Source organism: Dyella terrae (genome assembly GCF_022394535.1).
Classification (GTDB): Bacteria; Pseudomonadota; Gammaproteobacteria; order Xanthomonadales; family Rhodanobacteraceae; genus Dyella.
The window spans coordinates 2,717,358-2,742,807 of sequence record NZ_CP089414.1 but is presented as its reverse complement, the minus strand read 5'-3'; the positions used below and the strand labels follow the sequence as shown (position 1 = coordinate 2,742,807).

Here is a 25,450-nt window from a genome sequence, read left to right as displayed (position 1 = left end):
ATTCAACCCATGCGTGCACTTCGTTACCTCGTTCTCGCCGGCCTCGTCAGCGCCGCCGTGTCCGTCCAGGCCGCCCCGGTGACCTACAAGATGGATCCGGGCCACACCATGGTCCTGTTCAGCTGGAACCACTTCGGTTTCTCCAACCCGACCGCCAACCTCGGCATCGGCGACGGCACCATCGTGTTCGACGACAAGGACGTGTCCAAGTCCTCCGTCGACGTGACCCTGCCGCTGACCGACCTCGATACACACGTGTCGAAGCTCGACGAGCACCTGAAGAAGCCGGACTTCTTCGATGCCGACAAGTACCCGACCATCACCTTCAAGAGCACCAAGGTGCAGGCCGCTGGTGGCAACAAGTACAAGGTCACGGGTGATCTCACCGTGCACGGCGTGACCAAGCCGGTGACGCTGGACGCTACGCTCAACAAGAGCGGTGAGCACCCGATGATGAAGGTGCAGACGGTGGGCTTCGACGCCTCCACCACGCTGAAGCGTTCTGACTTCGGCATGGGTGCCTACGTGCCGAACGTGAGCGACGAGATCAAGGTGCGCATCACCACCGAAGCATCGGTGCCGAAGGCCGACGCCGCTAAGTAAGCACGAACGTCGTAAGTGAAAAAGCCCGCGCCATAAGCGCGGGCTTTTTCTTTATGGGATCAGTGGTCGCCGATGCCCGCATTCTTCAGCAGGGCGAGCCTGCCCAGGTCCAGGTCGTTCACCGCCTGCTTGAGTTCGTCGATGTCCTCGGCATTACCGCTTGCCTTGACCGTGAAGCGATCGGCTACCACGACGCTGAACTCGCCACTCTTGGTCTGCACATCCCACGATTCGTGCACCAGGCGGTCGTGGTCGGTATAGGTTTTATCGTAGCTGCGGTCAGTCTGGTCTTCCGTGGTGGGTGTTGCCGGACTGGCCACGGCGGCCACGTCGCGCACGTTGCCCGCGTCTGCCACTTCCATTTGCAGGGTGCGGACGCGGCCGTCGCTGTAGGTAGCACGCGCCGTGGAGATCTGCATACCCATGGCACCGGAACGCTGGGCGTTGAAGTCGCTGCGCTTCATACCGTCCAACTCATCGGGCAGGAAACCTTGCAGCGTCTGGGGTGAAAGCGATGTCGCTACCCTCTTGCCGTCGCCGCTCATCAGCTTACCCATGGCCGTCTGCTGCGCGGCTACGTCGCCGGTCTTTTGCGCGTTATCCAAATCCTTTGCGGCACGCGCCGTGTTGGCGCCGATGGCGGAAAGCTTGCCGAGTGCACTGTCCGGGTCGACCGTTACCGTTGCGCCATCGCTGCGAGTGACGTGCATGCCGGTGGCCGACGCACCGGTGAGCACCGCCGTGCCGAAAATGCCGCCCACGACGAGGGCAACGATCCAGCTCAGCACGATGCCGGCGATCACGGTGACTGCGGTGTATCCAGCCGCCTTGTCGGTGGGGCAGCGCATGGTGTGCGGCAGGCCAAGGTAGAGCAGATAGATGCCATAGATGAGGCCGGCGATGGCGACCAGCCAGCCTAGCCAGGGAATGATCATGGCGATGCCGGCCACCCAGCCCGCGGTCCAGCCATAGGCCACCGTCTTTAGCGCCTGCACCGGGTCCTTGGTGCCGCCGAAGGTGGGGGCAAGTGCGTCGACAATGAGAGCCGCCACGTACGTCACCATCAAGGTCAGTGCGTAGTGCAGGATCATGCCGAGCAGGCCCATGCCCAGTGGCGTGTGCACGTGCACGCCGAAGCCGCCGTGACCAATCAGGGTGCCCCTGATGAACTGGGTGACGACAGGCAGCGCAGCGACGATGCAGATGTAGTTGCGAAAGAGGCCGCCGATGGTGGCGGGTTCTGCGGCGATGACGGGCCATTCGGTCCGTGGCGAGCCGAGGATGGCCTTGATGCGGCCGACGATTTTGGCGAAGTCCATGACGATCTCTGTACGAGAATGGGCACGCGCCCGCCATCCACGGACTGTCGGATTGCGAGCCCTTCGATTCCCCCCACCTGATTCGGGCCGATGGGCATTCTCGGCCGCTACGAAGGCCCCCGACATTGGTCGCTAGCACTATGTCCTATGTCGGCGGATTCCAGTGCCGGCCTGCTAACATGGGCGGTCTGGTGTCCTGATGGAGTTTGACCCCATGTCGCGTTCCCCTGCGGCTGCCCCGTTGATCCCGGCGAATGCCGAAAATCGTTACGAAGTGACGCGCTCGGACCTTCCGCTGTCCTGCCCGATGCCCGGCATGACGCTGTGGAACTCCCACCCGAAGGTCTATTTGCCGATCGTCGAGGACGGCGGTGAATCCACATGTCCTTATTGCGGCGCGCATTACGTGCTGCGGGACTGATTCAAACACCATCCGTTACAACTGAAACAATCTAGCGCGCCGGTTTAGGCACGATTGCTGCTTGCCTCTCAGGAATGAAGGCTCCTTTTGAACAAATCATGTCAGCAATCGCCACACCAGCGAGGTCACTGACCATCGTTCAGCTGATCCCCGCCCTGAACTCGGGCGGGGCGGAACGGTCTGCGCTGGAGATTGCGCGTGCTTTGGTTCAGGCGGGGCATCAATCCATCGTCATTTCTGCCGGTGGCCGCATGGTGTCCCAGCTGGAAGCCGAGGGTAGCCGTCACATCACCCTGGACATCGGCCGCAAGTCGCTCGGTACCTTCATGAAGGTGGGTCAGTTGCGCAAGCTGCTGCGCGAACTCCGGCCGGACATCGTGCATGCGCGGTCCCGCCTGCCGGCCTGGCTGGGTTGGTGGGCCCTCAAGGGTATGAAGCCGGCGCCACATTTCGTGACCACGGTGCATGGGCTCAATTCGCCGGGGCGCTACAGCGCGATCCTGCTGCGGGGCGAGCGCGTCATTGCCGTTTCGCAGACCCTGCGCGATTTCATGCTCAGCCATTACTCGTGGCTGGAACCGGGCCGCGTGCGGGTGATTCCGCGCGGTATCGATCCGGATGCTTTTCCGTACGGCCACCGGCCCGACGACGGCTGGCGCAAGGCGTTCTTCGCCGAATTTCCGGCCCTGGCCGGCGCGCCCTTGCTGACCCTGCCGGGACGCGGAACGCGCCTGAAGGGCCACCACGACGCCATTGAGCTGGTGGCCGAGTTGAAGCGTCGCGGCATTGACGTGCGCTTGCTCTTGCTGGGCGTGATCGAGCCAGGCCGCGAAGCCTACGTGGACGAGCTGCGCAACCTTGTCCGGGCCCGTGGCCTGGACGCGCAGGTGGTGATGACGCCACCCCGCAGCGACGTGCGCGACATCTACGCCATTTCCTCGCTGGTGCTGCAGCTGTCGAACAAACCCGAGTCGTTCGGGCGCACCGTGATCGAGGCGCTGTCGCTGTGCCGCCCCGTGCTGGGTTACGCGCACGGTGGCGTGGGCGAGCTGCTGGCCGAACTGTACCCGGCCGGCCGCGTGCCCCCGGCGGACCGCGAGCGACTGGTTGAGCGCGCAGCCGAGCTGCTGCGCGTGGCTCCGCCTATCCCGATGCTGCAGAGCTATCGCCTCAGCGATATGCAGCAGGCCACGCTGGCCCTGTACGACGAGCTCACCGCCGCCTGACGCAGCGCTCCGGTCGACGCGCTCACCTACAATGCGCGGATCGCCCTTGTTGACCCACGCATGAGTCCTATCGCTGCATCCCTGAAGGCCTGGCTGCGCTCTCCGCTGTTGCCGTTCTGGCTGGTGATCGCCTTGCTGCCCTTCGGGCGCAGCGCCGAGCTAGGCACGTTGCTGTGCCTGCTGGGCACCGTGATGTTGTTCGTACGGCATCCCGCTGCGTTGCGCGAGCACGAAGGCGCCCGTCTGTTGCTGTGGCTGCTGGCCGGTTACGTGGGCGCGGCGCTCATCTCCGCCGTGGATTCGGTCGCTCCGGGCAAGAGTTGGAGCACGGTGGCCTCGTTGCTGCGCTATGCACCGCTGGGCCTCTATGCCTGCTTCGCCATTCGTCGCGAGGACAAGCTTGATGCTCTGTATCAGGCCGTGGCCGTGGTGCTGGCGCTATGGGCGCTGGATGCATGGGTGCAGATCCTGACCGGCTGGAGCCTCGGGGGACATGCGGAGCCTGAGCGCATCTCGGGGATCTTCGGCGCAGGCAACCTGAAGCTCGGGCCCAGCCTGTCGGTGCTCGCGCCCTTTGTGTTGTGGGTGGCGCAGCGTCGCTGGGGAACGAAAGGCGTGCTCGCCGCTTTTTTCCTGCTGCTAGGGCCGGTGCTGATGTCGGGGTCGCGTGCATCCTGGCTGTGTTACGCACTGGTGGCACTGGGCTTCGCGTGGCGCATCGCGCGTTCACCGCTGCGCTTCATGGCGCTCGCGAGTGGCCTCGTGGTGGTGGTGCTGCTTGCCGGTGGTATCGCCTGGAAAACCTCCGAGCGGTTCCAGTTGCGTATGGATCGCTCGCTGCAGGCGCTGGGCGGTTCGGGGCAGTCGGTCGACATGGCGTTGAGCGGGCGGCTAGACATCTGGCGTACCAGCATCGCGATGTTCGAAGCGCATCCCATCAACGGTGTTGGTGTTCGCGCCTACCGTTATGCCTATCCACACTACGCACCCTCTGACGATCATTTCGTGGTTTCGCTCGAGGCGTGTGGGCCCGGCGAGGGTGCGTGTCACGCGCATCAGTGGTTGCTGGAAGTGCTCACCGAAACCGGCGTGCTTGGCATGCTGTGCTGGCTCGCCGCTATTGGCCTCGCACTTCGTGCATGGCGTCGCGTGGGGAAGGGCGCTCGCGAGCGGGCTTTCCCTGTCACGCTGGCCTTGGCCGTGATGCTGTTTCCACTCAACACGCACCTGGCGTTCTATTCGGCCTGGTGGGGCTTGCTGTTTGCCTGGTTGCTGGGCCTTTGGTGCGCGGCGCTCTACGTGTTTCCGGCGCAGCAGGGGGAGGCCGCATGACGCGCGAACCGCTGTCGGTGGTGGTTATCACCTTTAACAATGCCGACACGCTCGACGCATGCCTCAATGAGGTGGACTGGGCCGAGGAAATCGTCGTGCTCGATTCGGGCTCGACGGACGATACCGTCGCCATTGCTCGGAAGCATGGTGCGCGCGTGGCCGTACATCCGTTCGATGACTACGGGCCGCAGAAGCAGCGCGCCTACGACATGGCAAGCTACCATTGGATCCTCAACCTGGATGCGGACGAGATTCTCTCGCCGGGCACCCGCGAGGAGATCGAGCGCGCACTGAGCGAGCCACGCTATGCAGGTTATCGCCTGCCGCGTCGCGAGCGCATGTTCTGGACCGTGCAGCACCGCTGGAGCTGGCGCAACGGACACCTGCGATTGTTCGACCGCCGTCGCGGCGGTATGAACGACGTCGAGGTGCACGCCGCCGTTGAAGTGCACGGCCCGGTGAAAACGCTTCGGCGCGCCGATTTCGTCAATGACGGCGACGGTGACATCGCTACCCGCGTGGAGAAGATCAACCGCTACACCACCGGTATGGTGGCGTACAAACTGCGCAAGCAGCAACGCTTCACCGGCCTGCGTATGGTGTTCTATCCGCCGGTGTTCTTTCTGCGCCAATACATCGGTAAGCGCTACTTCCTCAATGGCTGGGCCGGGTTTATCGCCAGCGTTACCGGTGCGTTCTACGCATTCCTGAAATACGCAAAGTTGCACGAGGCTCGTGAACAGGCTGAGCGACAGTCCAAGAAAGCACCGCGCTAAGCGTTTGGTAGCGCAATTTGCGTCATCCGCGGTGCTGCGTGATTCAGTGCGCGTTTAGATCGCGGTACAGCGAGACGCAAGCTCTTGCATGGCCGGAATTACTTGCATCGAAGAACGCTTGAGCAATGAAGCCATTGCGTCGTGAAGCGACCGTCAATTTCAACTTTGGACGAATGAAGTTGCGTTTGTACGGTCATGGTCCGTGTGTTGTTGATACAACGCGGAAGTACGCGGCAACGCCATGATTTGAATCGTTTCGATGAATCGTTCACGCCGAACAGCACGTTTTGGCGTTTGTTCTTGTTGTGGCATTGCATGCGCGTTCTACACTCGCCGTCCTTGGTTGGGTATCACGGCGGATGGGCAACGGATGCCTTTCCCGTGCGGGATTAGGGTGATTTTTCTGTACAGCAATGAAGCGTGTCGCCAGCACGGTGGCGCGACGGGCAAGTGTGGCTGATGCATAGCGCGAATCGGAAAGGAGGGTAGGAAGGAAGCATCGGTGGTCTTTACCAGAACAGGGGGAGCTTGTTTGTTCTCAATGGATCACATCACGGAGACATTGCATGAAACACGAGCACCTGAGTCTGCTTGCGGCCATTAGCCTGGTCCTTGCGGGTACGCCGATTATCGCGTCGGCACAATCGGGCACTGCACAGAACGCAGCGCTCGCCGGCCTCAACACAGCGGAAGCGTCCAGGGTGACGCAAACCGTCGATAGCCGCGTGACATCGACACTGCAGCAGAGCCACCTGAGCATCGTCGACAAGTCGGTCGCCACGAAAGCCGTGGATGACGCGACCCCCATGAACCATATGAACCTGATCCTGCAGCGTAGTGAGAAGCGGCAGGCCGCCCTCGAGACGCTGATCGCTGCGCAACACGATCCGTCGTCGTCCAAGTTCCGCCAATGGGTAACGCCCGAGCAGTTCGGCCAGACCTTCGGCATTTCCGATGCGGACATCGCGGCCGTCAGCGGATGGCTGAAGTCGCAGGGCTTCACTGTCAACGGCGTGTACGCCAACAAGACGCAGATCGACTTCAGCGGTAACGCGGGTCAAGTCAAGCGGGCGTTCCACACGCAGATGAACCGCTACACGATCAACAATGCCTCGCACATCGCCAATGCCAGTGATATCAGCATTCCGCAGGCACTACAGAGCGTGGTGGTAGGTGTCGCCGGCCTCAACGATGTTCACCCACAGGCACAGCACACCAAGCCGACGTACGGGCAGTTCAATGCCAGCACGCAGCGCTTCGATGTGCAAAAGCCGAAGACGAATGCCATCGGCGTGACGCCGCAGGCGGTGAACTTCACCAACGGTGCGCGTGGCCTGGTGCCGTATGACATGGCCAAGATCTACGGTACCGACAAGCTCTATGCAGCTGGTCTGACCGGTTCGGGCATTACCATCGCCCTGGTCGAAGACAGCTCCATGGTGCCGAGTGACTGGAGCAACTTCGTAAGTCAGTTTGCGCTGACCAGCTACGGCGGCACGTTCAAGCAGTTCCAGCCGCAAGCCACGGGCTTTACCAATTGCATTGATCCGACCATCGCTGTTCCTGGCGAGGACGACTTCGAGGCCTTGCTCGATGCCGAGTGGTCCACTGCGTTGGCTCCCGGTGCCAACATCTGGTTGGCCAGTTGCGACGATTCCAATTCCAGCAACTTCTTTGGTGGCGTATTCACCGCCGCGACCAACTTGATCAATGGAACCACTCGTCCCAACGTCATCAGCGCAAGCTATGGCTACGGCGAAGGCTTTACCGATGCGGCCAGCAAACATGCCATCGACCTGATGTGGGCACAGGCGGATGCGGAAGGCATTTCCGTGTTCGTGTCGAGTGGTGATTCGGGTTCCAACCCGAGCTTCAACGGCGGCTTCATCAATGGCGTAGGCATCGATGCCAATGCCTTCGGCACGTCGCCGAACGACACCGTAGTCGGCGGTACCGATACGGCTGATATTCTCGACGGCACTACGAAGAAGTACTTCAGCTCGACGTACAACGCGGTCTACGGTTCGGCGCTGTCGTATGTGCCGGAGATCCCGTGGAACCAGTCGTGCGGCAACGAAGTGGCGGCGAAGTCGCTCGGTTACGCGACGTCGTTGGCATTCTGCAAGGCGTACCTGAGCTTCGATCCGAACGGTTACTACATCACGTCGGAAGCGGGCAGCGGTGGTCCATCGTCGGTGGATGCGAAACCGGTATGGCAGCGGCTGGTCTATAACGCGGCGAAAGACCAGTCGCGCGATGTGCCGGACGTGGCGCTGTTTGGCGGTTCCTATGGCGGTTCAACCTGGGTGATCGTGTGCGCACAGGCGTACCCGTGCACGCCGGGCTTTACCGGCAGCACCGCGTTGATCGGTGGTACGTCGTTGTCGTCACCGATGTTTGCGGGTATCCAGGCATTGATCGACCAGGGGCTGGCGGCGAAGGGACTGTCGCCGAACCAGGGTAATGCTGCGCCGACGCTGTATGTGCTCGCCTCGGATGAGTACGGCGGCGCGAAGGGCGCACCGCCGGCCTCGCTGGCTGCGTGCAATGCGGACAATGGCACCAAGGGCACGAGCAAGTGCGTGTTCCATAATGTCACGCGGGGCAGCATCGCGACGCAGTGCGTGCAGCAATTGCCCAACGTGGTCACGCCGGACTGCTACTACTACGGTGCGTTGCCGAACTCGTACCTGGGGCCGATCCAGTTGGGTCTGACTTCGACCAGCACCAGCAAGTACAACGCGACCACGGAAGCGTTCGCGGCGCGTCAGGGCTGGAGTTTTGCGTCGGGCCTCGGCTCGGTCGACGCCAATAACTTGCTCAAGGCCTGGAAGGCCTTCGTCAACGTGCAGTAAGCGTCACCAAGACATCCCCGGCGTGCGTGCCGGGGATGTCGCGGCGAACGGCGTCAGGCGGCCTGTGACAACGGCAGCGGCTGATCGCGCAGCGCCGCCAGCAGGCGCGCGCAGGCTTCGCGGCGAAGCATTTCGCGGCGACGGAAGGCGGAGCGATGCTTGCTTTCCACCTGCGACTCGTCGCGCTCCGGTTCCGAGATAGGCAATGCGAAGAAGCCGTCCGGCTGCAGCACCCCCTGGCATTCTTCCCAGAAGCTGTCGTAGTCGGCCTTGATCTTGTCGGCCTCGCCGGCAAACGGATGCGTGAGGTTGCTCACGCCGTAGATCCGCGTGGCGCCCGTGAACGAGCCGAAGGCCAGCAGCAGCGAGAACAACAGGTTCTTCGGCCGCAGGCCGTAGCATTGCTTGGTGAGTTCGCGCACCGCTTCGCGGCCCAGCTCGGCGGCTGCGCCCTGCAGGCAGCCGATCAGCAGGGCCTTGCCTTCGTCAGCGATGCTGAAGATGGCGGACGAAAGGATCTGGCCCTGCGTGTTGGCGAGGCATAGCGCCAGCTCGCCCTCGCGACTGCGGCCGGTCGGCCGGCGCAGCTCCAGCAGCAGCTCGCTGCCGTCCTTCAGTGTGAGTGCGCCGAGCGTATGGCGACCTTGCAAATACACGTCATCGATCATCGCCTGCGGTAGCTGCTGGAAGGCGAAGCGGTAGTGCTGGCTAATGATAGCCAAGCGCTCACCTCGCCCCATGCGGCGATTGATGTAGTGATGGTGCCAGCGTTCGTGCAGACGAGGGTCGTGCGCGAGGATGGAGGTCAGTCGCGGCGAGCCATACAGCTCGGCCAGCCATGAGGCTTGCCGACGCGCCATGCGGGCACTACGGGCGATGTATTTCAGGCCGGCGGCGAGGCGCTTTGAGGGCGAGCCACGCCAATCGCGGCGTTGGCGCAGCGAGCGCAGAAACAGCCGGAAAGTCATGTGGGGTGAATCGTGGGAAAAAGATTCGTATGTTTTTACACGGACAGACTGTCATCAATCTGTCGTCGCGCCCTGTCGTTCGACGTAGGGCCTTCAGTAGACCGATGTCGCGCCGTCGGGCCGGGTCTTGAAACGCTTGTGTACCCACAGGTATTGCTCGGGAGCGGCGCGCACCATGTCTTCGATGCAGACATTGACGCGCGCGGTGTCCTCCAGCGTGTCCTTGCTTGGGAACTGTTCGAGCGGTGCGCCCAACTTCAACGCGTAGCCTGCGTTTCCGGGCAGTCGGCGATGGTAGAACGGGATCACCCGCGCGCCCGACAGCCGGGCCAGGTGATGAGTGGCGGTAATGGTGGCCGCTGGAACTCCGAAGAACGGCACGAACACGTTGTCCTTGCTGCGCATGTCCTGGTCGGGTGCATACCAGAGCGTGCCGCCGTTGCGCAGGTGCTTCACGGTGCCGCGGATGTCGTCCTTCTCGAACATGGCTTCTGCGTAGTCGAGCCTGGCGCGCAGCACGGCCCACTCGAACACAGGCGAATCCATGCGGCGGTACATGCCCGAAATGCGGATGCGCTGGGAGACCAGTCGCGCGCACAACTCCAGGTGCGAGAAATGGCCACCCACGAGTAGCACGCCCTTGCCCTGCGCCAGTGCGGTTTCAAGATGCTCCAGGCCTTCAATGGTCACCGGCACTTTGGCGATGGAGCGTTCGCTCCCCATCCAGCCCAGGGCGAACTCCATCATCATCAGGCCAATGTCACGCAGGTGCGCATCCACCAGCTCGGCTTGATCCTTTGCGGACAATTCCGGAAAGCACAGGCCGATGTTCACCTCTGCGATATGGCGTCGCGGGGAGGGCACGCGTTGCACCAGCCAGCCCAGGCCGCGTCCAAGCCCCATCAGCCACGAGCGCGGCAGGTGGGCGATGAGCCAGATCACGCCAACTCCCAGCCAGGCGGGCCAGTGCATCGGAGCGAGCAGGGAGCGGGTAAACGTGGGACGGGGCATGCCAGGCATCGCCAGCATTGTAGGGAAGAGGGGAAAGCGAGGCGAGCCGCCACGCGGTGATTCCCTTGCCGCACGGCTATGACGGGGACGCGGGGCGCGAGCCGATATACTGGCCCACCGCATCCGATGGGCTTGCCGTTGCGCTATCTCTACACCCTCGCCATGTATCTGGTGACGCCGCTGATCATGCTGCGGCTATTGGCGCGTGGCGTGCGCTATGGCGACTACCACAAGCGTTGGCGCGAGCGTTTCGGCTTCTTCGAAGCACCTGGATTCACAGGCAGCCTGTGGGTGCATGCGGTGTCGGTGGGCGAGGTCAATGCCGCCGAGCCGCTGATCAAAGCCTTGCAGGCGGACTATCCGAATGCCCCGCTGGTGGTGACCACGGTCACGCCCACCGGCTCGGAGCGTGTGCGGCAGTTGTTCGGCAACAGCGTGTTCCATGTCTACCTGCCTTACGATCTGCCGTTTGCGGTCTCGCGATTCTTTAAGCGGGTAAGGCCGCGCCTGGCCATCATCGTGGAAACCGAGATCTGGCCGAATCTGTACTTTGCGTGCCGGCGTCGCAGTATTCCCCTGATGATCGTCAACGCGCGGCTCTCCGAGCGCTCACTGCGCGGCTACAAGCCGATGGGTGGCCTGGTGGCGCAGGCGCTCCGATGCGTGCATCAGATCGCTGCACAGTCGCGCACCGATGCGGCGCGCTACCGCGAACTTGGCGCAGACCGCGAGAAGATCACGGTCACCGGCAACCTGAAGTTCGACATGCCCGTCCCCTACGACGCCGAGCGCAAGGGTGAGGAACTGCGCCAGCAATGGGGGTGCCTGCGTCCTGTGTGGATCGCCGGCAGCACGCACGAAGGTGAAGAGCTGCCCGTGCTCGAGGCGCATCTGGAGGTGCTCACGCGCTTGCCCGACGCGTTGCTGCTGATTGCGCCGCGCCACCCCGAGCGCTTCAAGTTGGTCGAAAGCTCGGCGCGCAGCCTGGGCTTTACGGTGGGGACGCGCAGCGCCGATCGCGTGCCCTCCGCCGCCCACCAGGTGTTCGTGATCGATGCGATGGGCGAGTTGATGCCGTTCTATGCGGGCTCCGATCTCGCGTTCGTCGGCGGCAGCCTTGTGCCCATCGGTGGGCACAACGTACTGGAGCCTGCCGCGTTGTCGACCCCTGTACTGGTGGGGCCGCATACCTTCAATTTCGAAGAGATCACGCTGACCCTGATCGGCGAGGGCGGGGCATCGCGCGTGAATACCCCGCAGGATCTCGGCGCAGCCCTGCTCCAGCTCCTGCGTGATCCGCCCCAGCGCAAACGCATGGGTGAGGCGGCTCGTATCGTGTTCGACAGCGAGCGTGGCGCGGTCAAGCGCGTGATGGGGATGATCGACGGCCTGCTACAGGAATAGACGTCCAGGCGGCTGCCGATCCAAATGCCGAATGCAACGAGGCCGGGACTAGCCCGGCCTCGTCATTCTTGCGTGTAGCGGGGTGCTGTCTTACTGCAGCATCGTATTGACCAGTTCCATGTCCTTCACGTCGATGGAGCCAGCCGACTGCTTCAGCTCCAACTGATCCAGCACCAACTGGTGACGGGACTGCGAGTAGCTGCTCTCGGCCTGGGTCAGCGTCTGAATCGCATTGAGCACGTTCAGCATGGTCTGCGTGCCCACGTCGAAGCCGGCGCGCGTGGCTTCCAATGCCTTCTGGCCGGAATCGACAGAGGCCTTGTTGGCTTCCACCTGGCTGATGCCGGCAATCACGGAGCGGTAATAGTTGAGCGTGTCGCGGACTACCTGGCGGCGGGTGGATTCGAGGGAATCCTGCGCTTCGTCACGCTGGTAGATTGACTGACGTACTTTGGACTGGGTGGCGCCGCCAGAGAAGATCGGGATGTTCACCGAAAGACCGACTGTCGTGCCGTACTGGCCGTTGCCACGTAGGCCAGCTGCGCTGGCCTGTTCGAACCAGCTCGTGCTCTTGCCACGCTGCACGGACGCGTCGAGCGTCGGCAGATGGCCAGCGCGTGCCGCATCAATGCTGTGTTCGGCAGCCTGCACGGTGTACTGGTTGGACTGAATCGTGGCGTTGGACTGCAGCGCAGCCTGCACCCAGGTGTTCGGGTCGGCCGGGTTCGGCGGCGTCAGCGGCAGGTCTTCACGCAGCTTCTTCAGATCGCCTACCGGCTTGCCCGTGATCTGCGTCAGCGCTTCCCTGGCGTCGTTGAGCGTGTTCTGCGCAGAGATCGTTTGGGCCTTGGCCAGTTCGTAATACGACTTGGCCTGGTAGACGTCCGTGATAGCGGACAGGCCCACCTTGAAGCGCTGGTCGGCCTGGTCGTAGGCCTCCTTGTAAGCGTCTTCATTGGCCTTGGCGAACACCAGCGCATCCTGGCTGGTCAGCACGCCGAAGTAGGCCGTGGTGACGCGCACGTACAGGTTCTGCAGCGAGGCGTCGTAGGCGGAGTCCTGTGAAGAGGCCTGCGACTTAGCAGCCGACAGGTTGGCCCACTGGCTCAGGTCCACGATCGACTGCGTCAGCGTGGCCGACACCGAGCGTGTGCGCGAATGGCCGGTATCGCTGACGATGAGGCCGTTGCTGGACTGGCTGCCGGTCGACTGCTGCGTCAGGCCGAAGCTGCCGTTGAGCTGCGGCAGCATCAACGCACGCGCCTGAGTGACGCCTTCACCGATGGCAAGGCGCGTGGCTTCCGCCTGCGACAGCACCGGGTCATTGGCGCGGGCTTCTCGGTATGCATCCAGCAAATCCTCGCTGTGGCCGGCCAGCGGGAACGCCGACAGGGCCAGGGCAAGGGTCAGAAGCTTCAAGCGCATGGGTTGCCTCATGTATAGGGAAATAAGGTCAGAAAACGAAGCGACGCGGCGGCTCGGCGTGCTTCAGGTACGGCAGGTCGGTTTCGAACAGCGACTCTTCGCGATAGCGGCCGTTGCCTTCGTGGGTCAGCAGTAGCACGTGCTGCACCGGCGATTCACCGCGCACCACCAGCATACGGCCACCCGGCTTCAGCCAGCCCAGGAAGCGCTGCGGAATCTGGGACACCGCGCCGGTTACCACCAGCGCGTCAAACAAGCCGGTCGGCTGCCATGCATTCACGGCCTCGCCCACTTCAAGCTTCACATTGCTGATGCCTGCGTTTGCCAGGCGCGCGCCGGCAGCGGTGACGAAGTCGGCATGGATGTCCAGGCTGGTGACGTGGCCGGCGAGCTTGGCCATGCATGCGGTAAGGAAGCCCGAACCCGTGCCGATTTCCAGCACTTGGTCGTTCGGCGTCAACTCGAGCGCCTGCAGCACGCGGCCCTCAAGCACCGGCTTCATCATCACCTCGCCATGCCCCAGCGGCAGGCAGAGGTCGGCGAAAGCCAGCTTGCGGTGCTCCGGGGCAACGAAATCCTCGCGGCGCACGGTGCCCAGCACGTCGAGTACGCGGGCATCCAGCACCTCCCAGGGGCGCACCTGGTTCTCCACCATGTTCACTCGCGCCTGTTCGAAGTTCATCGCCATGTTGCTACGTCCCAATTTGAATCGGAAAAAGGCTAAAAATCATAAGCGCTTAGCCATCTTCCGACAATGTGCAAAGCCTGCAGTCTCGTCCATACGCTACGAAGTGCCGGAAGTCACCGCACTCGGTTGACGGAAGTCATGTGTGGCGCGGTGTCCGCGGACACTTAGCCATAAAACACTCGGGCACTGCGCCTATGGTTCCCCTTGTGTGCGACAGCCGTCTGACCGGGCAGGCGCGCTAATGCATCTTGCATAGCCTGATGCAAGGATGCGTCAAGGCGCTGGATACGAGCTGCCGGCGAGGCGAGGGCGCGGCTCTGCGCCGCCACCTCCAGCCAGGCCAGCCAGCGGGCGATACGGGCCCGTTCGACGGCGTCCAGCCCGAATAGGGCCGTTCGCGCCAAAAAGGCCGCCTGCCGCGCGCCTCCAGCCGCATGCTCAAGCCATAGGGCGAGCGCACGTTGAGCAAGGCGGTAGGCTGGGCTAAGGGAAAGTTCGGCGATAGTGGTCGACATGAACGAAGCCGTGTATCTTGGCCATGGAAAATAACTAAACCGCCGCGTATACTAAACGGGCGTTACCCATTTGTGAAGCCATTTGTGAAGGTATAGCCATGAGCACGATCCCGCAGACCAAGCCTCAGGGGCCCGGCCGTCCCAAGGACATGGAAAAGCGCGCGGCGATCCTTGAGGCCGCCAAGGCCCTGTTCATCCGCAACGCCTTCGCCGGCACCAGCATGGACGCCGTGGCGGCGGAAGCGGGTGTATCCAAGCTCACCGTCTATAGCCACTTTGGCGACAAGGACAATCTGTTCCGCGAGGTCATCCGCGCCCGTATCCAGGACCTCATTCCCGAGGACACCTACCACTACGATCCGGCCGAGGACATCCGCGAAACGCTGCAGCGCATCGCCCTCCACCACGTGCGCCTCGACTGTGACGTCCAGAACGTCGGCACCTTCCGCGCCATCCTCAGCGACTGCCGTCAGGGCAACCCCCGCTACGGCAAGCTGCTGTGGGAGGAAGGTCCCGATCGCACCCAGGGCCTCATGAAACGGCTCCTGCAACAGGCGGTTGACGACAGCAAGCTGGACATCGTCAACATCACCCGCGCCGCGGGCCAGTTCATCTCCCTGATCAAGGGTGAAATGCTCATGCGCCGCATGTTCGGCTGCGAAGAGTGCGTGCAGTCCTACACCGCGGAGCTGGAACAGACCGCCCGCGACGGTGTGGACATGTTCCTGCGGGCCTATCTGCCCCGCTGATCGGAGCCCTTTCCGGGTCCGCCGAGGCCGCCACACTCGCGGCCTCCTCCGCTTCGTGCTCAAATAGAGGCGTGAAGCGGGGGTGCCGGAATAACCGGCTGAGAGAGTCCCTTCGAACCTGATGCGGCTAGTACCGCTGTAGGGAGCTTCGCCCGTATGCCCTAGGGCATATCTGGGCGCCGTCGCTTCTGTTGTTGGTATGCGAATCCATTCGCAACACCCCGCACACCCCTGTGCGGACTCCTCAACAAAAGCACGTCCCTTCGGGGACATGGCTTTTAGCCCCGACGGATCTTGCCGATGAATGCCCTGCCCAATGACCTCGCGCGCGCCGCGCAGGAACTCTCCGAAGCCGTGACGCGTCCGATCCCGGGCTCGCGCAAGATCTACGTGCAGGGCAGCCGCCCCGACCTGAAGGTGCCATTGCGCGAGATCTGCCAGGCGCAGACGCCGACCCTGTTCGGTGGCGAAGAGAACCCGCCGATCACCGTGTACGACACCTCGGGCCCGTACACGGACCCTGACTACAAAGTGGACCTGATTACCGGCCTGCCGGCCCTGCGCGCCGCCTGGATCGCTGAGCGCGGCGACACCGAGCAACTGACTGGCCTGAGCTCGGCCTTTGGACGCCAGCGCGCCGCCGATCCGAAGCTCGACGCCTTCCGCTTCACCGCGACGCGCGCCCCGCATCGCGCCAAGGCCGGAGCCAACGTTACGCAGATGCACTACGCGCGACAGGGCATCGTCACGCCAGAAATGGAATACATCGCTATCCGCGAGAACCAGCGCATCGAGGCGCTGCATGAAAGCGCGCTGCGCAACCAGCATCCGGGCGAGTCGTTCGGCGCCGCGCTGCCCAAGCTGATCACGCCGGAATTCGTGCGTGATGAAGTGGCCCGCGGCCGCGCCATCATCCCGGCCAACATCAACCACCCGGAAGCAGAGCCGATGATCATCGGCCGTAACTTCCTCACCAAGATCAACGCGAACATCGGCAACTCCGCCGTGTCCTCCGGTATTGCCGAGGAAGTGGAGAAGCTGGTGTGGTCGATCCGCTGGGGTGGCGACACCGTGATGGATCTGTCGACCGGCAAGCACATCCACGAGACGCGCGAGTGGATCATCCGCAACTCGCCGGTGCCGATCGGAACGGTGCCGATCTACCAGGCGCTGGAGAAGGTTGGCGGCGTGGCCGAAGACCTCACCTGGGAGATCTTCCGCGACACGCTGATCGAGCAGGCGGAGCAGGGCGTCGACTACTTCACCATCCATGCGGGCGTGCTGCTGCGCTTTGTGCCGCTCACGGCTAAGCGTGTGACGGGCATCGTCTCGCGCGGCGGTTCGATCATGGCGAAGTGGTGCCTCGCGCACCACAAGGAAAACTTCCTTTACACGCACTTCGAAGACATCTGCGAGATCATGAAGGCGTACGACGTGTCCTTCAGCCTCGGCGACGGCCTGCGTCCGGGCTGCATTGCCGACGCCAACGACGCCGCGCAGTTCGGTGAGCTGGACACGCTGGGCGAACTCACGCAGATCGCGTGGAAGCACGATGTGCAGGTGATGATCGAAGGCCCCGGCCATGTGCCCATGCAGCTCATCAAGGAGAACATGGAGCGTCAGCTGGAGAAGTGCCACGAAGCGCCGTTCTATACGCTGGGGCCACTGACCACCGATATCGCACCGGGCTACGACCACATCACCTCCGCCATTGGCGCAGCGATGATCGGCTGGTTCGGCACGGCCATGCTCTGCTACGTGACGCCGAAGGAGCACCTGGGCCTGCCGAACAAGCAGGACGTGCGCGACGGCATCATTGCGTACAAGATCGCCGCGCACGCGGCGGATCTCAGCCAAGGGCCATCCGGGTGCGCAAGTGCGCGACAACGCACTGTCCAAGGCTCGCTTTGAGTTCCGTTGGGATGACCAGTTCAACCTTGGCCTCGATCCAGAAAAGGCGAAGGAATTCCATGACGAGACGATGCCGAAAGATGCGCACAAGAGCGCGCATTTCTGCTCCATGTGCGGTCCGAAGTTCTGCTCGATGAAGATCACGCAGGACGTGCGCGACTACGCGGCCGAGCACGGCACGGGTGAAGAGAGCGCACTGGAAGAAGGCATGGCGGAGAAGTCTGCCGAGTTCCGTCAGCAGGGCTCCGAGGTCTATCACAAGGCTTGACGACGAGCTGGCGTTGTTCCGGTAGCGACAGAGCTGCCGGAACAACGCGCGATGGGTTTCGCAGGGATGTGCCTGGCCGAAGTATTTTGCGACGCGACCGACGGCCGGCTTGAACCCCGGCCGTTTACCGTTGCCTGAAAGACACTGGGCATGCACGCCTCGGTCATCGGAAGGACGACACGCGCGTTGGAATAATCACATCGGCACCAGGAGACGCGTCATGTCGACACCAGACAACGCCCGCCAGGGACATGTGATTCTCAGCACCGTGCTCGCCACCCTGGCGCTAGGCGTCCTGCTGGCCAGCGCCGTGATGTGGTGGGTGACTGGCATGGATGATGGCGGCTCCTTCCCGGGGCAGGCAGCCACCGCAACCGCGGATGCCTCAACGACCTGACATAGGGCACAAAAAAACGCCGCCCGAGGGCGGCGTTTCATTTTAATGCTGCGCGTGAGACTCAGGCCTTATTGTCGGCCTTGTAGCGCTCGATGCCGCTGAGGATCTCAGCTTTGGCTTCGTCGGCGCCGACCCAACCTTCGATCTTTACCCACTTGCCCTTCTCGAGATCCTTGTAATGCTCGAAGAAGTGACCAATGCGCTCAAGCCAGTGGCCCGAGACGGACTTGATGTCCTTGATATGCGCGTAGCCCGCGAAGATCTTCTCGACCGGCACCACCACCAGCTTCTCATCGCTGCCGGCTTCGTCGGTCATCTTCAGCATGCCGACCGGATGGCAACGGATCACCGAGCCCGGCACCAGCGGCAACGGCAGAATCACCAGCGCGTCGAGCGGGTCACCGTCGCCACCGAGCGTGCCCGGGACGTAGCCGTAGTTGCACGGGTAGCGCATCGGCGTGGACAGGATGCGGTCGACAAAGATCGCGCCACTTTCCTTCTCCACCTCGTACTTGACGGGCTCCGCATCCTTGGGGATTTCGATGATGACGTTGATTTCGTCCGGAACCTTGCGGCCGGCGGGTACGAGGTGCAGACCCATGTGCGTGTCCTTAGGCGTAGTGAGTGCAAAGACTTGAAATTCTACGGCAAAAGGTGGTGCATCGCAGCAGTTTGGCCGCCTCGTGGCCCGGTTGCAGTTCAGCGTGAGACGGGCCCTCGGCGGTGCTTAGGCTTGGTACGGGCGTTCCCGTAACCATTTGGTGGCGATCCATTTTTCGCCCTTGATCACAGGCAGCCCCGCATGCAGCGACGCTTCGTCCCCGGTGTCGTAGGCGAAATAGACGGCTGAACCGCGCATGGCCGTAACGGTAAGGCCGATGCGCGGAAAGGCCGTGCCGCCGCCTTCCTCCGGCGTGTTGAGGTACATCACTACGCTGGCGATGCGCTGACCACCGCGCGCCGTGATGGCGGAGAAGCCTGGCTGCTCGGGGTTGAACCAGTCGAAATGTGGCTCGTATTCCTGGCCCGCCTGGTAATGCAGGATCTGCAGGCCTTCGCCGTGGTTGACGGGAATGGCGAGCAGGTCGGCGATGCGCTGCTCGATCCGCTGCACGAGGGGCGTCTCGCCGATGCCGAAGAACATGCCTTGGCTGGTGCGTCGCTGGTCGGTCTGGTGACGACCGTCAACGTCCACGGTAAGCGAGCGGGCTAGGCGGGGCGTCGCTTCGGCCATCAGCCCGTCGCATTCCTCGGACGTAAGCAGATTCTCCAGCACACGCACTATGGGCGCATCGGTGCTGACGGTGATCTTCACCGGATGGTCGCCGACCGTTTGCAAAGGCGCTTGCGGGTGGCGGGTTCGTGCGCCGACCACCTTGTTCTTCGCTGCGGCGATGACCGTGGCCAAGGGCAAGTTCAGCACGCGGGCGACGATCTGGCGGCTCTGCTCACCACCGTAGCCGGCATCCTTGAGCATCTTCAGCAGGTCGCTGAGGCTGCAGCCGGAGCGACTGGTGGAAAGAATCCATTCGCGTAGTTCGGGGCGGATCGTGAGGTTGCTCATGCGGAGAAATGAAGGTGCGCCGGCTTATGCCAGCGCACCATGGTACGCAGGAGCGTCGCTTACTTCACGTGATCCCACAGATAGGTGTAGCCGAGCGCACTCATGAAGGCCGCCTGCTTGTTGTCCGCCGCCGCGCCGTGACCGCCCTCGATGTTCTCGTAGAAGCTGGCGTCGTAGCCGAGCGTCTGGAGCTTCGCGGCCATCTTGCGCGCGTGCACCGGGCCCACACGATCGTCGCGCGTGGAGGTGGTGAAAAGCACGGGCGGGTATTTCTGCCCGGCCTTGGCGTTGAAGTACGGCGAGAACTTCTGGATCCACGCCCATTCCGCCGGCTTGTCCGGGTCACCGTACTCGGCGATCCAGGAGGCGCCTGCCGACAGGTGCGTGTAGCGCTGCATATCCAGCAGGGCCACTTGGCTCACGACGGCGCCATAGAGCTGCGGGTACAGCGTGAGCATGTTGCCCATCAGCAAGCCACCGTTGCTGCCACCCATGGCGCCCAAGTGCTGCGGGGAGGTGATGTTGCGTTGGAACAGATCCTGCGACACCGCGGCAAAGTCTTCGTAGGCACGCAAACGGTCGGCCTTCAAGGCCGCCTTGTGCCAGCGCGGGCCATACTCGCCGCCGCCACGGATGTTGGCGATGACGTACACGCCGCCCTGCTCGAGCCAGGCACGTCCGACACTGCCGCTATAGGCGGGCTGCAAGGACACCTCGAAGCCGCCGTAGCCATACTGCAAGGTGGGGTTCTTGCCATCTGCTTTGAGGTTCTTGGGGGGCGATTTCAAAGTACGGCACACGGGTGCCGTCCTTCGAGGTGGCGAAATGCTGGCTCACTGCGTACTTCGATGTATCGAAGAAGCTGGGGCTGTGCTTGATGGCCTGCGCGTCGCCCTGCTCAAGCGTGCCGTAGTAGAGCGTGGTGGGTTGCAGGAAACCGGACACGGTAAGGAAGTAGTCGTCGCTGGTGTCTTCGTCCACGCCGCCCGCAGTAATAGTGGAGAGCGCCGGCGCGCCGCCCAGTGGCGAGCGCTTCCACGCGCCGTCACCGGGCGTGAGCACCTCGAGCTTGTTCACCACGTTGTCCATCACGTTGAGGATCAGGTGATGGCGCGTCCACGAGTATCCGTCGAGCGCGGTGGTGTCGGTCGGTTGGAACAGCACGGTGATGTCGCGCTTGCCGGCCATGTAGTCGTCGAACTTCGCGGCGAGCAGCGAGCCCGACGTGTACGTCTTGCCGCCCACCGTCCAGTCGCTGCGGGGCTCGACGAGCAGCCATTCGCGATACGTGTCGACATTGGCGTCGTTGGGTACGTCGATCTTGGTGAGCTTACCGTCCTTGCTGCGGAGGAAGGTCTCGCTATCGTAGAAGGCGATCTGACGGGTCACCAGGTCCCGCTCAAAACCAGGCGTCTGGTCGCGCACAGCGGAGACCGACATGTCGTCCTCTTTGGCCTCGTACACCGTGCTCGCGCTGGATAGCGGCGTGCCGCGCTTCCACTCCTTCACGATGCGCGGATAGCTCGACTTGGTCATGGAGCCCGGACCGAAGTCGGTAGCTACGTAGAGGTGGTCGAGATCCATCCAGTCCACACGCAGCTTGGCTTCGGGAAGTTCGAAGCCGCCCTTCACGAACTGCTTGTCCTTGAGGTCGAACTCGCGCATCACGCTGGCGTCCGCGCCACCGCGCGAGAGAAACACCGTGCAACGACGATATTCCGGCTTCAGGCACTCGGCGCCGTGCCACACCCAGTTTTCCTTTTCGGCGGCTGAGAGCGCATCCAGATCGATTACCGTTTCCCACGCTGGGCTGTTCTTGCGGTATTCGTCCAGCGTCGTGCGGCGCCACAGCCCCTTGGGGTGTTCCTTGTCGCGCCAGAAGTTGTAGAAGTAGTCGCCCATCTTGCTGACCATGGGGATGCGGTCATGCGAATCGAGCACCTCGAGCAGACGCGCATCGAGTTGCTTGAACTCAGCGCTGTCGGCGTATTTCTTCACCGTGGTGGCGTTTTGTTGCTTAACCCAGTCGAGTTGCTTGGTGCCGTCGATGTTTTCCAGCCAGAGGTTGGGATCTTTGGCGGCGGGGCTGATGGTGTCGGCTGCGTGCGTCATGCCGCCTAGTGTGATGCCCAGCGCGAGTGCCAGCCAGAGCGGAGTCTTGGATGTCATGCGTTGTCCTTGGGTGTGAGTGGCCGAAAGCCCGAGTGTGGCCGGCACTGCGGCATGGCGCGCGTGACTAAAGTCAGGGCCGTGGTGCGGCTAAAACGCACCGGCCCCTTTCCTCGGGCGGAAAGGGGCCGGTTTGTGGAACGCCTGCAGTTACAGCAGCGGAATCAGCAGTAGCGCGACAATGTTGATGATCTTGATCAACGGGTTTACTGCCGGGCCCGCTGTGTCCTTGTACGGATCACCCACGGTATCGCCGGTCACGGCTGCCTTGTGGGCGTCGGATCCCTTGCCGCCGAAGTGATTGTCTTCGATGTACTTCTTGGCGTTGTCCCAAGCGCCGCCGCCGGTGGTCATGGAGATGGCCACGAACAGGCCGGTAACGATGGTGCCGATGAGTACGCCGCCCAGCGCCTGTGCCCCTGCCTCGGGGCCGCCCAGCCACTTGAAGCCAAACACCACGACCACGGGTACCAGCACGGGCAGCAGTGAGGGAATCAGCATCTCCTTGATCGCTGACTTCGTGAGCATATCCACGGCGCGCGAGTAATCTGGCTTGGTGGTGCCCTCCATGATGCCCTCGATCTCGCGGAACTGGCGTCGCACTTCCTCGACCACCGCGCCTGCCGAACGGCCCACGGCTTCCATTGCCATGGCGCCGAACAGGTAGGGGATCAGGCCGCCGATCAGCAGGCCGATGATCACGTACGGGTTGGACAGGTCGAAGCGGAAGTCGGTGACGTTGAGGTGCTGCTTGAGGTTATTCGTGTAGTCGGCAAACAACACCAACGCCGCCAGGCCGGCAGAGCCGATGGCGTAGCCCTTGGTCACCGCCTTCGTGGTGTTGCCCACTGCGTCGAGCGGATCGGTGACCGCCCGCACTTCCGGCGGAAGCTCGGCCATCTCGGCGATGCCGCCGGCGTTGTCGGTGATGGGGCCATAGGCATCGAGTGCCACGATCATGCCCGTCATGCTCAGCATGGCCGTGGCAGCAATGGCGATGCCATACAGCTCAGCCAGCTGATACGCGCCCCAGATGGACGCACAGACTGCCAGCACCGGCAGTGCGGTGGACTTCATCGATACGCCGATGCCCGCAATGATGTTGGTCGCGTGACCCGTGGTGGACGCCTGCGCCACGTGCTGCACCGGCTTGTACTCGGTGGCGGTGTAGTACTCGGTGATCACCACCATCGCGCCCGTCAGCACCAGGCCGATGATCGCGCAGCCGTACAGGTGGCTCACTCCGTAAGCGGATTCACCCATCAACTGGCTCGTGATGGGCCAGAATGCGATCGCGGCCAATATCGCGGAGACCGCCACGCCGGCATACAGCGCGTTCATGATCTTGGGGCCGCGCGCCTTCACGAAGAAGGTGCCAATTACCGACGCCACGATGGAGGCGCCGCCCAGCACCAGCGGATACAACACCCCATTGCTACCGGTCTGCTCGGCCATCACGCCGCCGAGCAGCATGGTGGCGATCAGCGTCACCGCATACGTTTCGAAGAGGTCGGCGGCCATGCCGGCGCAGTCGCCCACGTTGTCGCCTACGTTGTCGGCGATCACGGCAGGATTGCGCGGGTCATCCTCGGGAATGCCGGCTTCCACCTTGCCGACCAAGTCAGCGCCCACGTCCGCACCCTTGGTGAAGATGCCGCCGCCCAGACGCGCGAAAATCGAGATCAGCGACGAGCCGAAGGCCAGGCCCACAAGTGCATGCAGCGCGCGCATGGTCTCGTAGCCCATGTGCCCCAGCACCACGTAGTAGCCCGTGACGCCCAGCAGGGCCAGGCCCACCACCAGCATGCCGGTGATGGCACCGCCGCGGAAGGCCACGTTCAACGCGGATGCCAGGCCATGGCGTGCGGCTTCCGCCGTGCGCACGTTGGCGCGGACGGAGACGTTCATGCCGATATAGCCGGTCGCACCGGACAGCACCGCGCCGATCGCGAAGCCGATCGCGGTACCCCAATCCAGGGCAAAGCCGATGACGAAGAACAACACTACGCCTACGCCGCTGATGGTGGCGTACTGGCGATTGAGATACGCCTTCGCACCTTCCTGGATCGCCGATGCGATCTCCTGCATCCGTGCGTTGCCCGGCGATTTTGCCAAGATCCAGCGCACGGACAGTGCGCCGTAGAGAACCGCCAGAACCGCACATGCCAGCACGATCCACACGCCATACTGCTGCAGCATCGGAGCCTCCCCATGAGTGGTAATACATAGGTCGGGGCCGCCACCGGCACCCCGACACGGCGGCCGCCCCTGTGGGGCGGTCTCGGGTGAGTATAGGCAACGGATGTGAATTTCTATGTTGTGCGGCGCAGCGCTGGGGCATTTCTCGTGGAAATGCTGCCATCCGAGAAGTCCTGCTATTGCCCCTGAATAGCCTTTGATCTGGATGAGCCCTTCTGCGGACCCTTCATCGCCTCGCTGGCCTACAGCGTTCCGATAGAACATGAGGTGGGCGGACGCGCCACACGGATGCGTGGCGTTACATCACTTTTCAGAAATCCCTTAGATCAATTCGAGCGGTTCTTCGCTCAATCTCTCAGGTCAAATTTACCCTTGTATTCTGAAGAGAACGTCATGAACGAAGAACAGGTCAATTCCGGCCTTGCCGCCGCAGTCCCGGCTCCCGCAACACCTGCACATGTACCCGCTGTATCCAGCCGCTCCATCGTGGCAACGCAGCCGACGTTCTGGCATACGCGGTACGGCCTTGTGCTCGACAATGGCGCCAAGGACACGGTGGCGCGCTCGTTGTCCACTTATGGTGAATGGGTCGAGCAGGAGCTCGATACCCTAGGCGCACTGATCGACGAGGGTCAGGTCGTCCTCGAGTACGGCGCGGAATATGGAGCACATACTCTGTGGCTCTCCAAGCTAGTCGGCGACACTGGCCAGGTGCATGTGGTCGAGCCGCGCCGCTATGAACACATTGCGCTTTGCTCCACGCTGGCGCTCAACGGTCTTCGCAATGTCTATCCGGTTCATGCGGCACTTGGCGAGAGCGGAGGGGCGACGGTTACTTTCGCGGCTTCGGATGAACAGTCCGAGGAAGTCAGCCGTGAGGTATCCGTGGACAACCTGCGACTGGATAAGCTGCATCTCATCAAGGTCAATCGTGGCGGCGGCCTGCTGCCCATGCTTGCGGGTGCCGAAGGCGCGTTGCGCACGCACAACCCCACGATCTATTTCCGTCTATCCAATGCTGACTTGGCCACGCGGGAGATCGACGCGTTGAAGTCCAGGGGATATCGCTGCTGGTCTCACCTGCCGTATCTGTACAGCGCCGGCAATTTCGCCAATAGCCGATCCAATATCTTCCCCGGTTGGGTCAGCCAGAATGTCATCGCGACGCATCGCGATGCCGCCGCAGAGTTCGTCCACTTGCACGAGCTCTGAGCAAGGTGAAGCGCGCGTCGCCGGTCTACGATCGCCTCAGCGAGGCCGTCGCGCGGCGAGAGTCGCTGGTCGGAGGCATGATCGTGTCGACTTGCGCACTGCTGGTGGCATGTTCCGGAGTCAAACGTGCCGATGTGAGAGCCACCGTATTGCCTCTCGATGTGCCTTTCGTCGAGGCAGCTCCGGTTGCCGTGCGGCCAGCTCCCGCCCGTGCTACGGCGGGAGTGGCTATAGCCGATGCCCCGCCGGTGCCAGCAAGGAGAAAGCGCGCCGCCCCGGAGCACTCGCTGCGCGCGTCGCGTTTGCGTTTTCCCCCATGGCCCGCAGACTCGGAACACCCGCATATGAGCGATGGGCCGATATCGGCGGAAGAGCCTTCGGTATCGACAAACACTCCTGACGTCTTGCCAACGACAACGGCGCCTGCGTTGACGATGG

General features: G+C 62.9%; 18 protein-coding genes, 2 pseudogenes and 1 riboswitch. Of the genes and pseudogenes, 11 read left to right on the top strand and 9 right to left on the bottom strand.

The window, feature by feature from the left end; genetic code table 11:
• Positions 1 to 9 precede the first annotated feature (9 nt).
• Entirely contained in the window at positions 10 to 603 is a 594-nt protein-coding gene (locus tag DYST_RS11880) for a YceI family protein (RefSeq protein ID WP_239945868.1), read from the top strand.
• A gap of 59 nt (positions 604 to 662) precedes the next feature.
• Here DYST_RS11880 and DYST_RS11875 read toward each other — a convergent pair whose 3' ends face one another.
• Positions 663 to 1,922: a Yip1 family protein gene (locus tag DYST_RS11875; RefSeq protein WP_239945867.1), complete on the bottom strand. Its 1,260-nt coding sequence runs from the start codon at positions 1,920 to 1,922 to the stop codon at positions 663 to 665.
• A gap of 214 nt (positions 1,923 to 2,136) precedes the next feature.
• Between DYST_RS11875 and DYST_RS11870 the strand changes: the two genes are divergently transcribed.
• The 5 genes from DYST_RS11870 to DYST_RS11850 all read left to right on the top strand — a co-directional run bounded on the left by DYST_RS11870 (position 2,137) and on the right by DYST_RS11850 (position 8,532).
• Positions 2,137 to 2,343: a zinc-finger domain-containing protein gene (locus DYST_RS11870; RefSeq protein WP_074548296.1), complete on the top strand. Its 207-nt coding sequence runs from the start codon at positions 2,137 to 2,139 to the stop codon at positions 2,341 to 2,343.
• Between the two features lie 98 nt (positions 2,344 to 2,441).
• Positions 2,442 to 3,569, top strand: coding sequence for a glycosyltransferase (locus DYST_RS11865; protein WP_102300981.1), 1,128 nt, complete (start codon positions 2,442 to 2,444; stop codon positions 3,567 to 3,569).
• Positions 3,570 to 3,629: 60 nt separating this feature from the next.
• A complete protein-coding gene (locus DYST_RS11860) occupies positions 3,630 to 4,901 on the top strand; it encodes an O-antigen ligase family protein (protein ID WP_239945866.1) in 1,272 nt (423 codons plus the stop codon).
• Positions 4,898 to 5,677: a glycosyltransferase family 2 protein gene (locus DYST_RS11855; protein WP_239945865.1), complete on the top strand. Its 780-nt coding sequence runs from the start codon at positions 4,898 to 4,900 to the stop codon at positions 5,675 to 5,677. Before DYST_RS11860 ends, DYST_RS11855 begins: the two co-directional genes overlap by 4 nt.
• 566 nt (positions 5,678 to 6,243) lie before the next feature.
• Positions 6,244 to 8,532 (top strand): S53 family peptidase, encoded by a 2,289-nt coding sequence (locus DYST_RS11850; protein ID WP_239945864.1) that lies wholly within the window; start codon positions 6,244 to 6,246, stop codon positions 8,530 to 8,532.
• Between the two features lie 53 nt (positions 8,533 to 8,585).
• On the opposite strand, the gene DYST_RS11845 is transcribed toward DYST_RS11850, so the two are convergent.
• Both DYST_RS11845 and lpxL read right to left on the bottom strand, forming a co-directional pair.
• A complete protein-coding gene (locus DYST_RS11845; protein ID WP_239945863.1) occupies positions 8,586 to 9,500 on the bottom strand; it encodes a VirK/YbjX family protein in 915 nt (304 codons plus the stop codon).
• 93 nt (positions 9,501 to 9,593) lie between these two features.
• Positions 9,594 to 10,511, bottom strand: coding sequence for an LpxL/LpxP family Kdo(2)-lipid IV(A) lauroyl/palmitoleoyl acyltransferase (gene lpxL, locus DYST_RS11840; protein WP_239945862.1), 918 nt, complete (start codon positions 10,509 to 10,511; stop codon positions 9,594 to 9,596).
• Positions 10,512 to 10,637: 126 nt separating this feature from the next.
• On the opposite strand from lpxL, the gene waaA reads away from it, so the two are divergent.
• Entirely contained in the window at positions 10,638 to 11,915 is a 1,278-nt protein-coding gene (waaA, locus tag DYST_RS11835; RefSeq protein ID WP_199178856.1) for a lipid IV(A) 3-deoxy-D-manno-octulosonic acid transferase, read from the top strand.
• A gap of 90 nt (positions 11,916 to 12,005) precedes the next feature.
• On the opposite strand, the gene DYST_RS11830 is transcribed toward waaA, so the two are convergent.
• The gene (locus DYST_RS11830; RefSeq protein WP_102300987.1) at positions 12,006 to 13,340 is read right to left on the bottom strand and encodes a TolC family outer membrane protein; all 1,335 of its coding nucleotides are present in this window, start codon (positions 13,338 to 13,340) and stop codon (positions 12,006 to 12,008) included.
• Between the two features lie 28 nt (positions 13,341 to 13,368).
• The gene (locus DYST_RS11825; protein ID WP_239945861.1) at positions 13,369 to 14,028 is read right to left on the bottom strand and encodes a protein-L-isoaspartate O-methyltransferase family protein; all 660 of its coding nucleotides are present in this window, start codon (positions 14,026 to 14,028) and stop codon (positions 13,369 to 13,371) included.
• 613 nt (positions 14,029 to 14,641) lie between these two features.
• Between DYST_RS11825 and DYST_RS11820 the strand changes: the two genes are divergently transcribed.
• From DYST_RS11820 to DYST_RS11810, 3 genes and pseudogenes are all read left to right on the top strand, one after another.
• Entirely contained in the window at positions 14,642 to 15,292 is a 651-nt protein-coding gene (locus DYST_RS11820) for a TetR/AcrR family transcriptional regulator (protein WP_239945860.1), read from the top strand.
• A 68-nt stretch (positions 15,293 to 15,360) separates the two neighbouring features.
• A riboswitch (TPP riboswitch) is annotated at positions 15,361 to 15,454 on the top strand.
• Positions 15,455 to 15,592: 138 nt separating this feature from the next.
• Positions 15,593 to 17,471: pseudogene (thiC, locus tag DYST_RS11815) on the top strand (phosphomethylpyrimidine synthase ThiC).
• Between the two features lie 220 nt (positions 17,472 to 17,691).
• The gene (locus tag DYST_RS11810; protein WP_158241225.1) at positions 17,692 to 17,868 is read left to right on the top strand and encodes a hypothetical protein; all 177 of its coding nucleotides are present in this window, start codon (positions 17,692 to 17,694) and stop codon (positions 17,866 to 17,868) included.
• Between the two features lie 61 nt (positions 17,869 to 17,929).
• Here the strand turns inward: DYST_RS11810 and ppa are convergent, their stop codons facing one another.
• The 4 genes and pseudogenes from ppa to DYST_RS11790 all read right to left on the bottom strand — a co-directional run bounded on the left by ppa (position 17,930) and on the right by DYST_RS11790 (position 23,800).
• Positions 17,930 to 18,469 (bottom strand): inorganic diphosphatase, encoded by a 540-nt coding sequence (gene ppa / locus DYST_RS11805; protein ID WP_102300992.1) that lies wholly within the window; start codon positions 18,467 to 18,469, stop codon positions 17,930 to 17,932.
• Between the two features lie 126 nt (positions 18,470 to 18,595).
• Complete coding sequence (locus DYST_RS11800; RefSeq protein ID WP_239945859.1) at positions 18,596 to 19,432, bottom strand: 2OG-Fe(II) oxygenase; 837 nt, start codon at positions 19,430 to 19,432, stop codon at positions 18,596 to 18,598.
• Between the two features lie 59 nt (positions 19,433 to 19,491).
• Positions 19,492 to 21,601 (bottom strand): annotated as a pseudogene (locus DYST_RS11795) (prolyl oligopeptidase family serine peptidase).
• 150 nt (positions 21,602 to 21,751) lie between these two features.
• Complete coding sequence (locus tag DYST_RS11790; protein ID WP_239945858.1) at positions 21,752 to 23,800, bottom strand: sodium-translocating pyrophosphatase; 2,049 nt, start codon at positions 23,798 to 23,800, stop codon at positions 21,752 to 21,754.
• Positions 23,801 to 24,193: 393 nt separating this feature from the next.
• On the opposite strand from DYST_RS11790, the gene DYST_RS11785 reads away from it, so the two are divergent.
• Complete coding sequence (locus DYST_RS11785; RefSeq protein ID WP_239945857.1) at positions 24,194 to 25,012, top strand: hypothetical protein; 819 nt, start codon at positions 24,194 to 24,196, stop codon at positions 25,010 to 25,012.
• The last annotated feature ends 438 nt before the right edge of the window (positions 25,013 to 25,450 follow it).

What these genes read in the sequence shown, in the direction of transcription:
- DYST_RS11845 (WP_239945863.1), bottom strand. Translation starts at nt 9,500, where the DNA reads ATGACTTTCCGGCTGTTTCTGCGCTCGCTGCGCCAACGCCGCGATTGG.
- DYST_RS11865 (WP_102300981.1), top strand. Translation starts at nt 2,442, where the DNA reads ATGTCAGCAATCGCCACACCAGCGAGGTCACTGACCATCGTTCAGCTG.
- DYST_RS11850 (WP_239945864.1), top strand. Translation starts at nt 6,244, where the DNA reads ATGAAACACGAGCACCTGAGTCTGCTTGCGGCCATTAGCCTGGTCCTT.
- DYST_RS11825 (WP_239945861.1), bottom strand. Translation starts at nt 14,028, where the DNA reads ATGGCGATGAACTTCGAACAGGCGCGAGTGAACATGGTGGAGAACCAG.
- DYST_RS11810 (WP_158241225.1), top strand. Translation starts at nt 17,692, where the DNA reads ATGTCGACACCAGACAACGCCCGCCAGGGACATGTGATTCTCAGCACC.
- DYST_RS11830 (WP_102300987.1), bottom strand. Translation starts at nt 13,340, where the DNA reads ATGCGCTTGAAGCTTCTGACCCTTGCCCTGGCCCTGTCGGCGTTCCCG.
- DYST_RS11880 (WP_239945868.1), top strand. Translation starts at nt 10, where the DNA reads ATGCGTGCACTTCGTTACCTCGTTCTCGCCGGCCTCGTCAGCGCCGCC.
- DYST_RS11790 (WP_239945858.1), bottom strand. Translation starts at nt 23,800, where the DNA reads ATGCTGCAGCAGTATGGCGTGTGGATCGTGCTGGCATGTGCGGTTCTG.
- DYST_RS11870 (WP_074548296.1), top strand. Translation starts at nt 2,137, where the DNA reads ATGTCGCGTTCCCCTGCGGCTGCCCCGTTGATCCCGGCGAATGCCGAA.
- DYST_RS11820 (WP_239945860.1), top strand. Translation starts at nt 14,642, where the DNA reads ATGAGCACGATCCCGCAGACCAAGCCTCAGGGGCCCGGCCGTCCCAAG.
- waaA (WP_199178856.1), top strand. Translation starts at nt 10,638, where the DNA reads ATGGGCTTGCCGTTGCGCTATCTCTACACCCTCGCCATGTATCTGGTG.
- lpxL (WP_239945862.1), bottom strand. Translation starts at nt 10,511, where the DNA reads ATGCCCCGTCCCACGTTTACCCGCTCCCTGCTCGCTCCGATGCACTGG.
- DYST_RS11875 (WP_239945867.1), bottom strand. Translation starts at nt 1,922, where the DNA reads ATGGACTTCGCCAAAATCGTCGGCCGCATCAAGGCCATCCTCGGCTCG.
- DYST_RS11785 (WP_239945857.1), top strand. Translation starts at nt 24,194, where the DNA reads ATGAACGAAGAACAGGTCAATTCCGGCCTTGCCGCCGCAGTCCCGGCT.
- ppa (WP_102300992.1), bottom strand. Translation starts at nt 18,469, where the DNA reads ATGGGTCTGCACCTCGTACCCGCCGGCCGCAAGGTTCCGGACGAAATC.
- DYST_RS11800 (WP_239945859.1), bottom strand. Translation starts at nt 19,432, where the DNA reads ATGAGCAACCTCACGATCCGCCCCGAACTACGCGAATGGATTCTTTCC.
- DYST_RS11860 (WP_239945866.1), top strand. Translation starts at nt 3,630, where the DNA reads ATGAGTCCTATCGCTGCATCCCTGAAGGCCTGGCTGCGCTCTCCGCTG.
- DYST_RS11855 (WP_239945865.1), top strand. Translation starts at nt 4,898, where the DNA reads ATGACGCGCGAACCGCTGTCGGTGGTGGTTATCACCTTTAACAATGCC.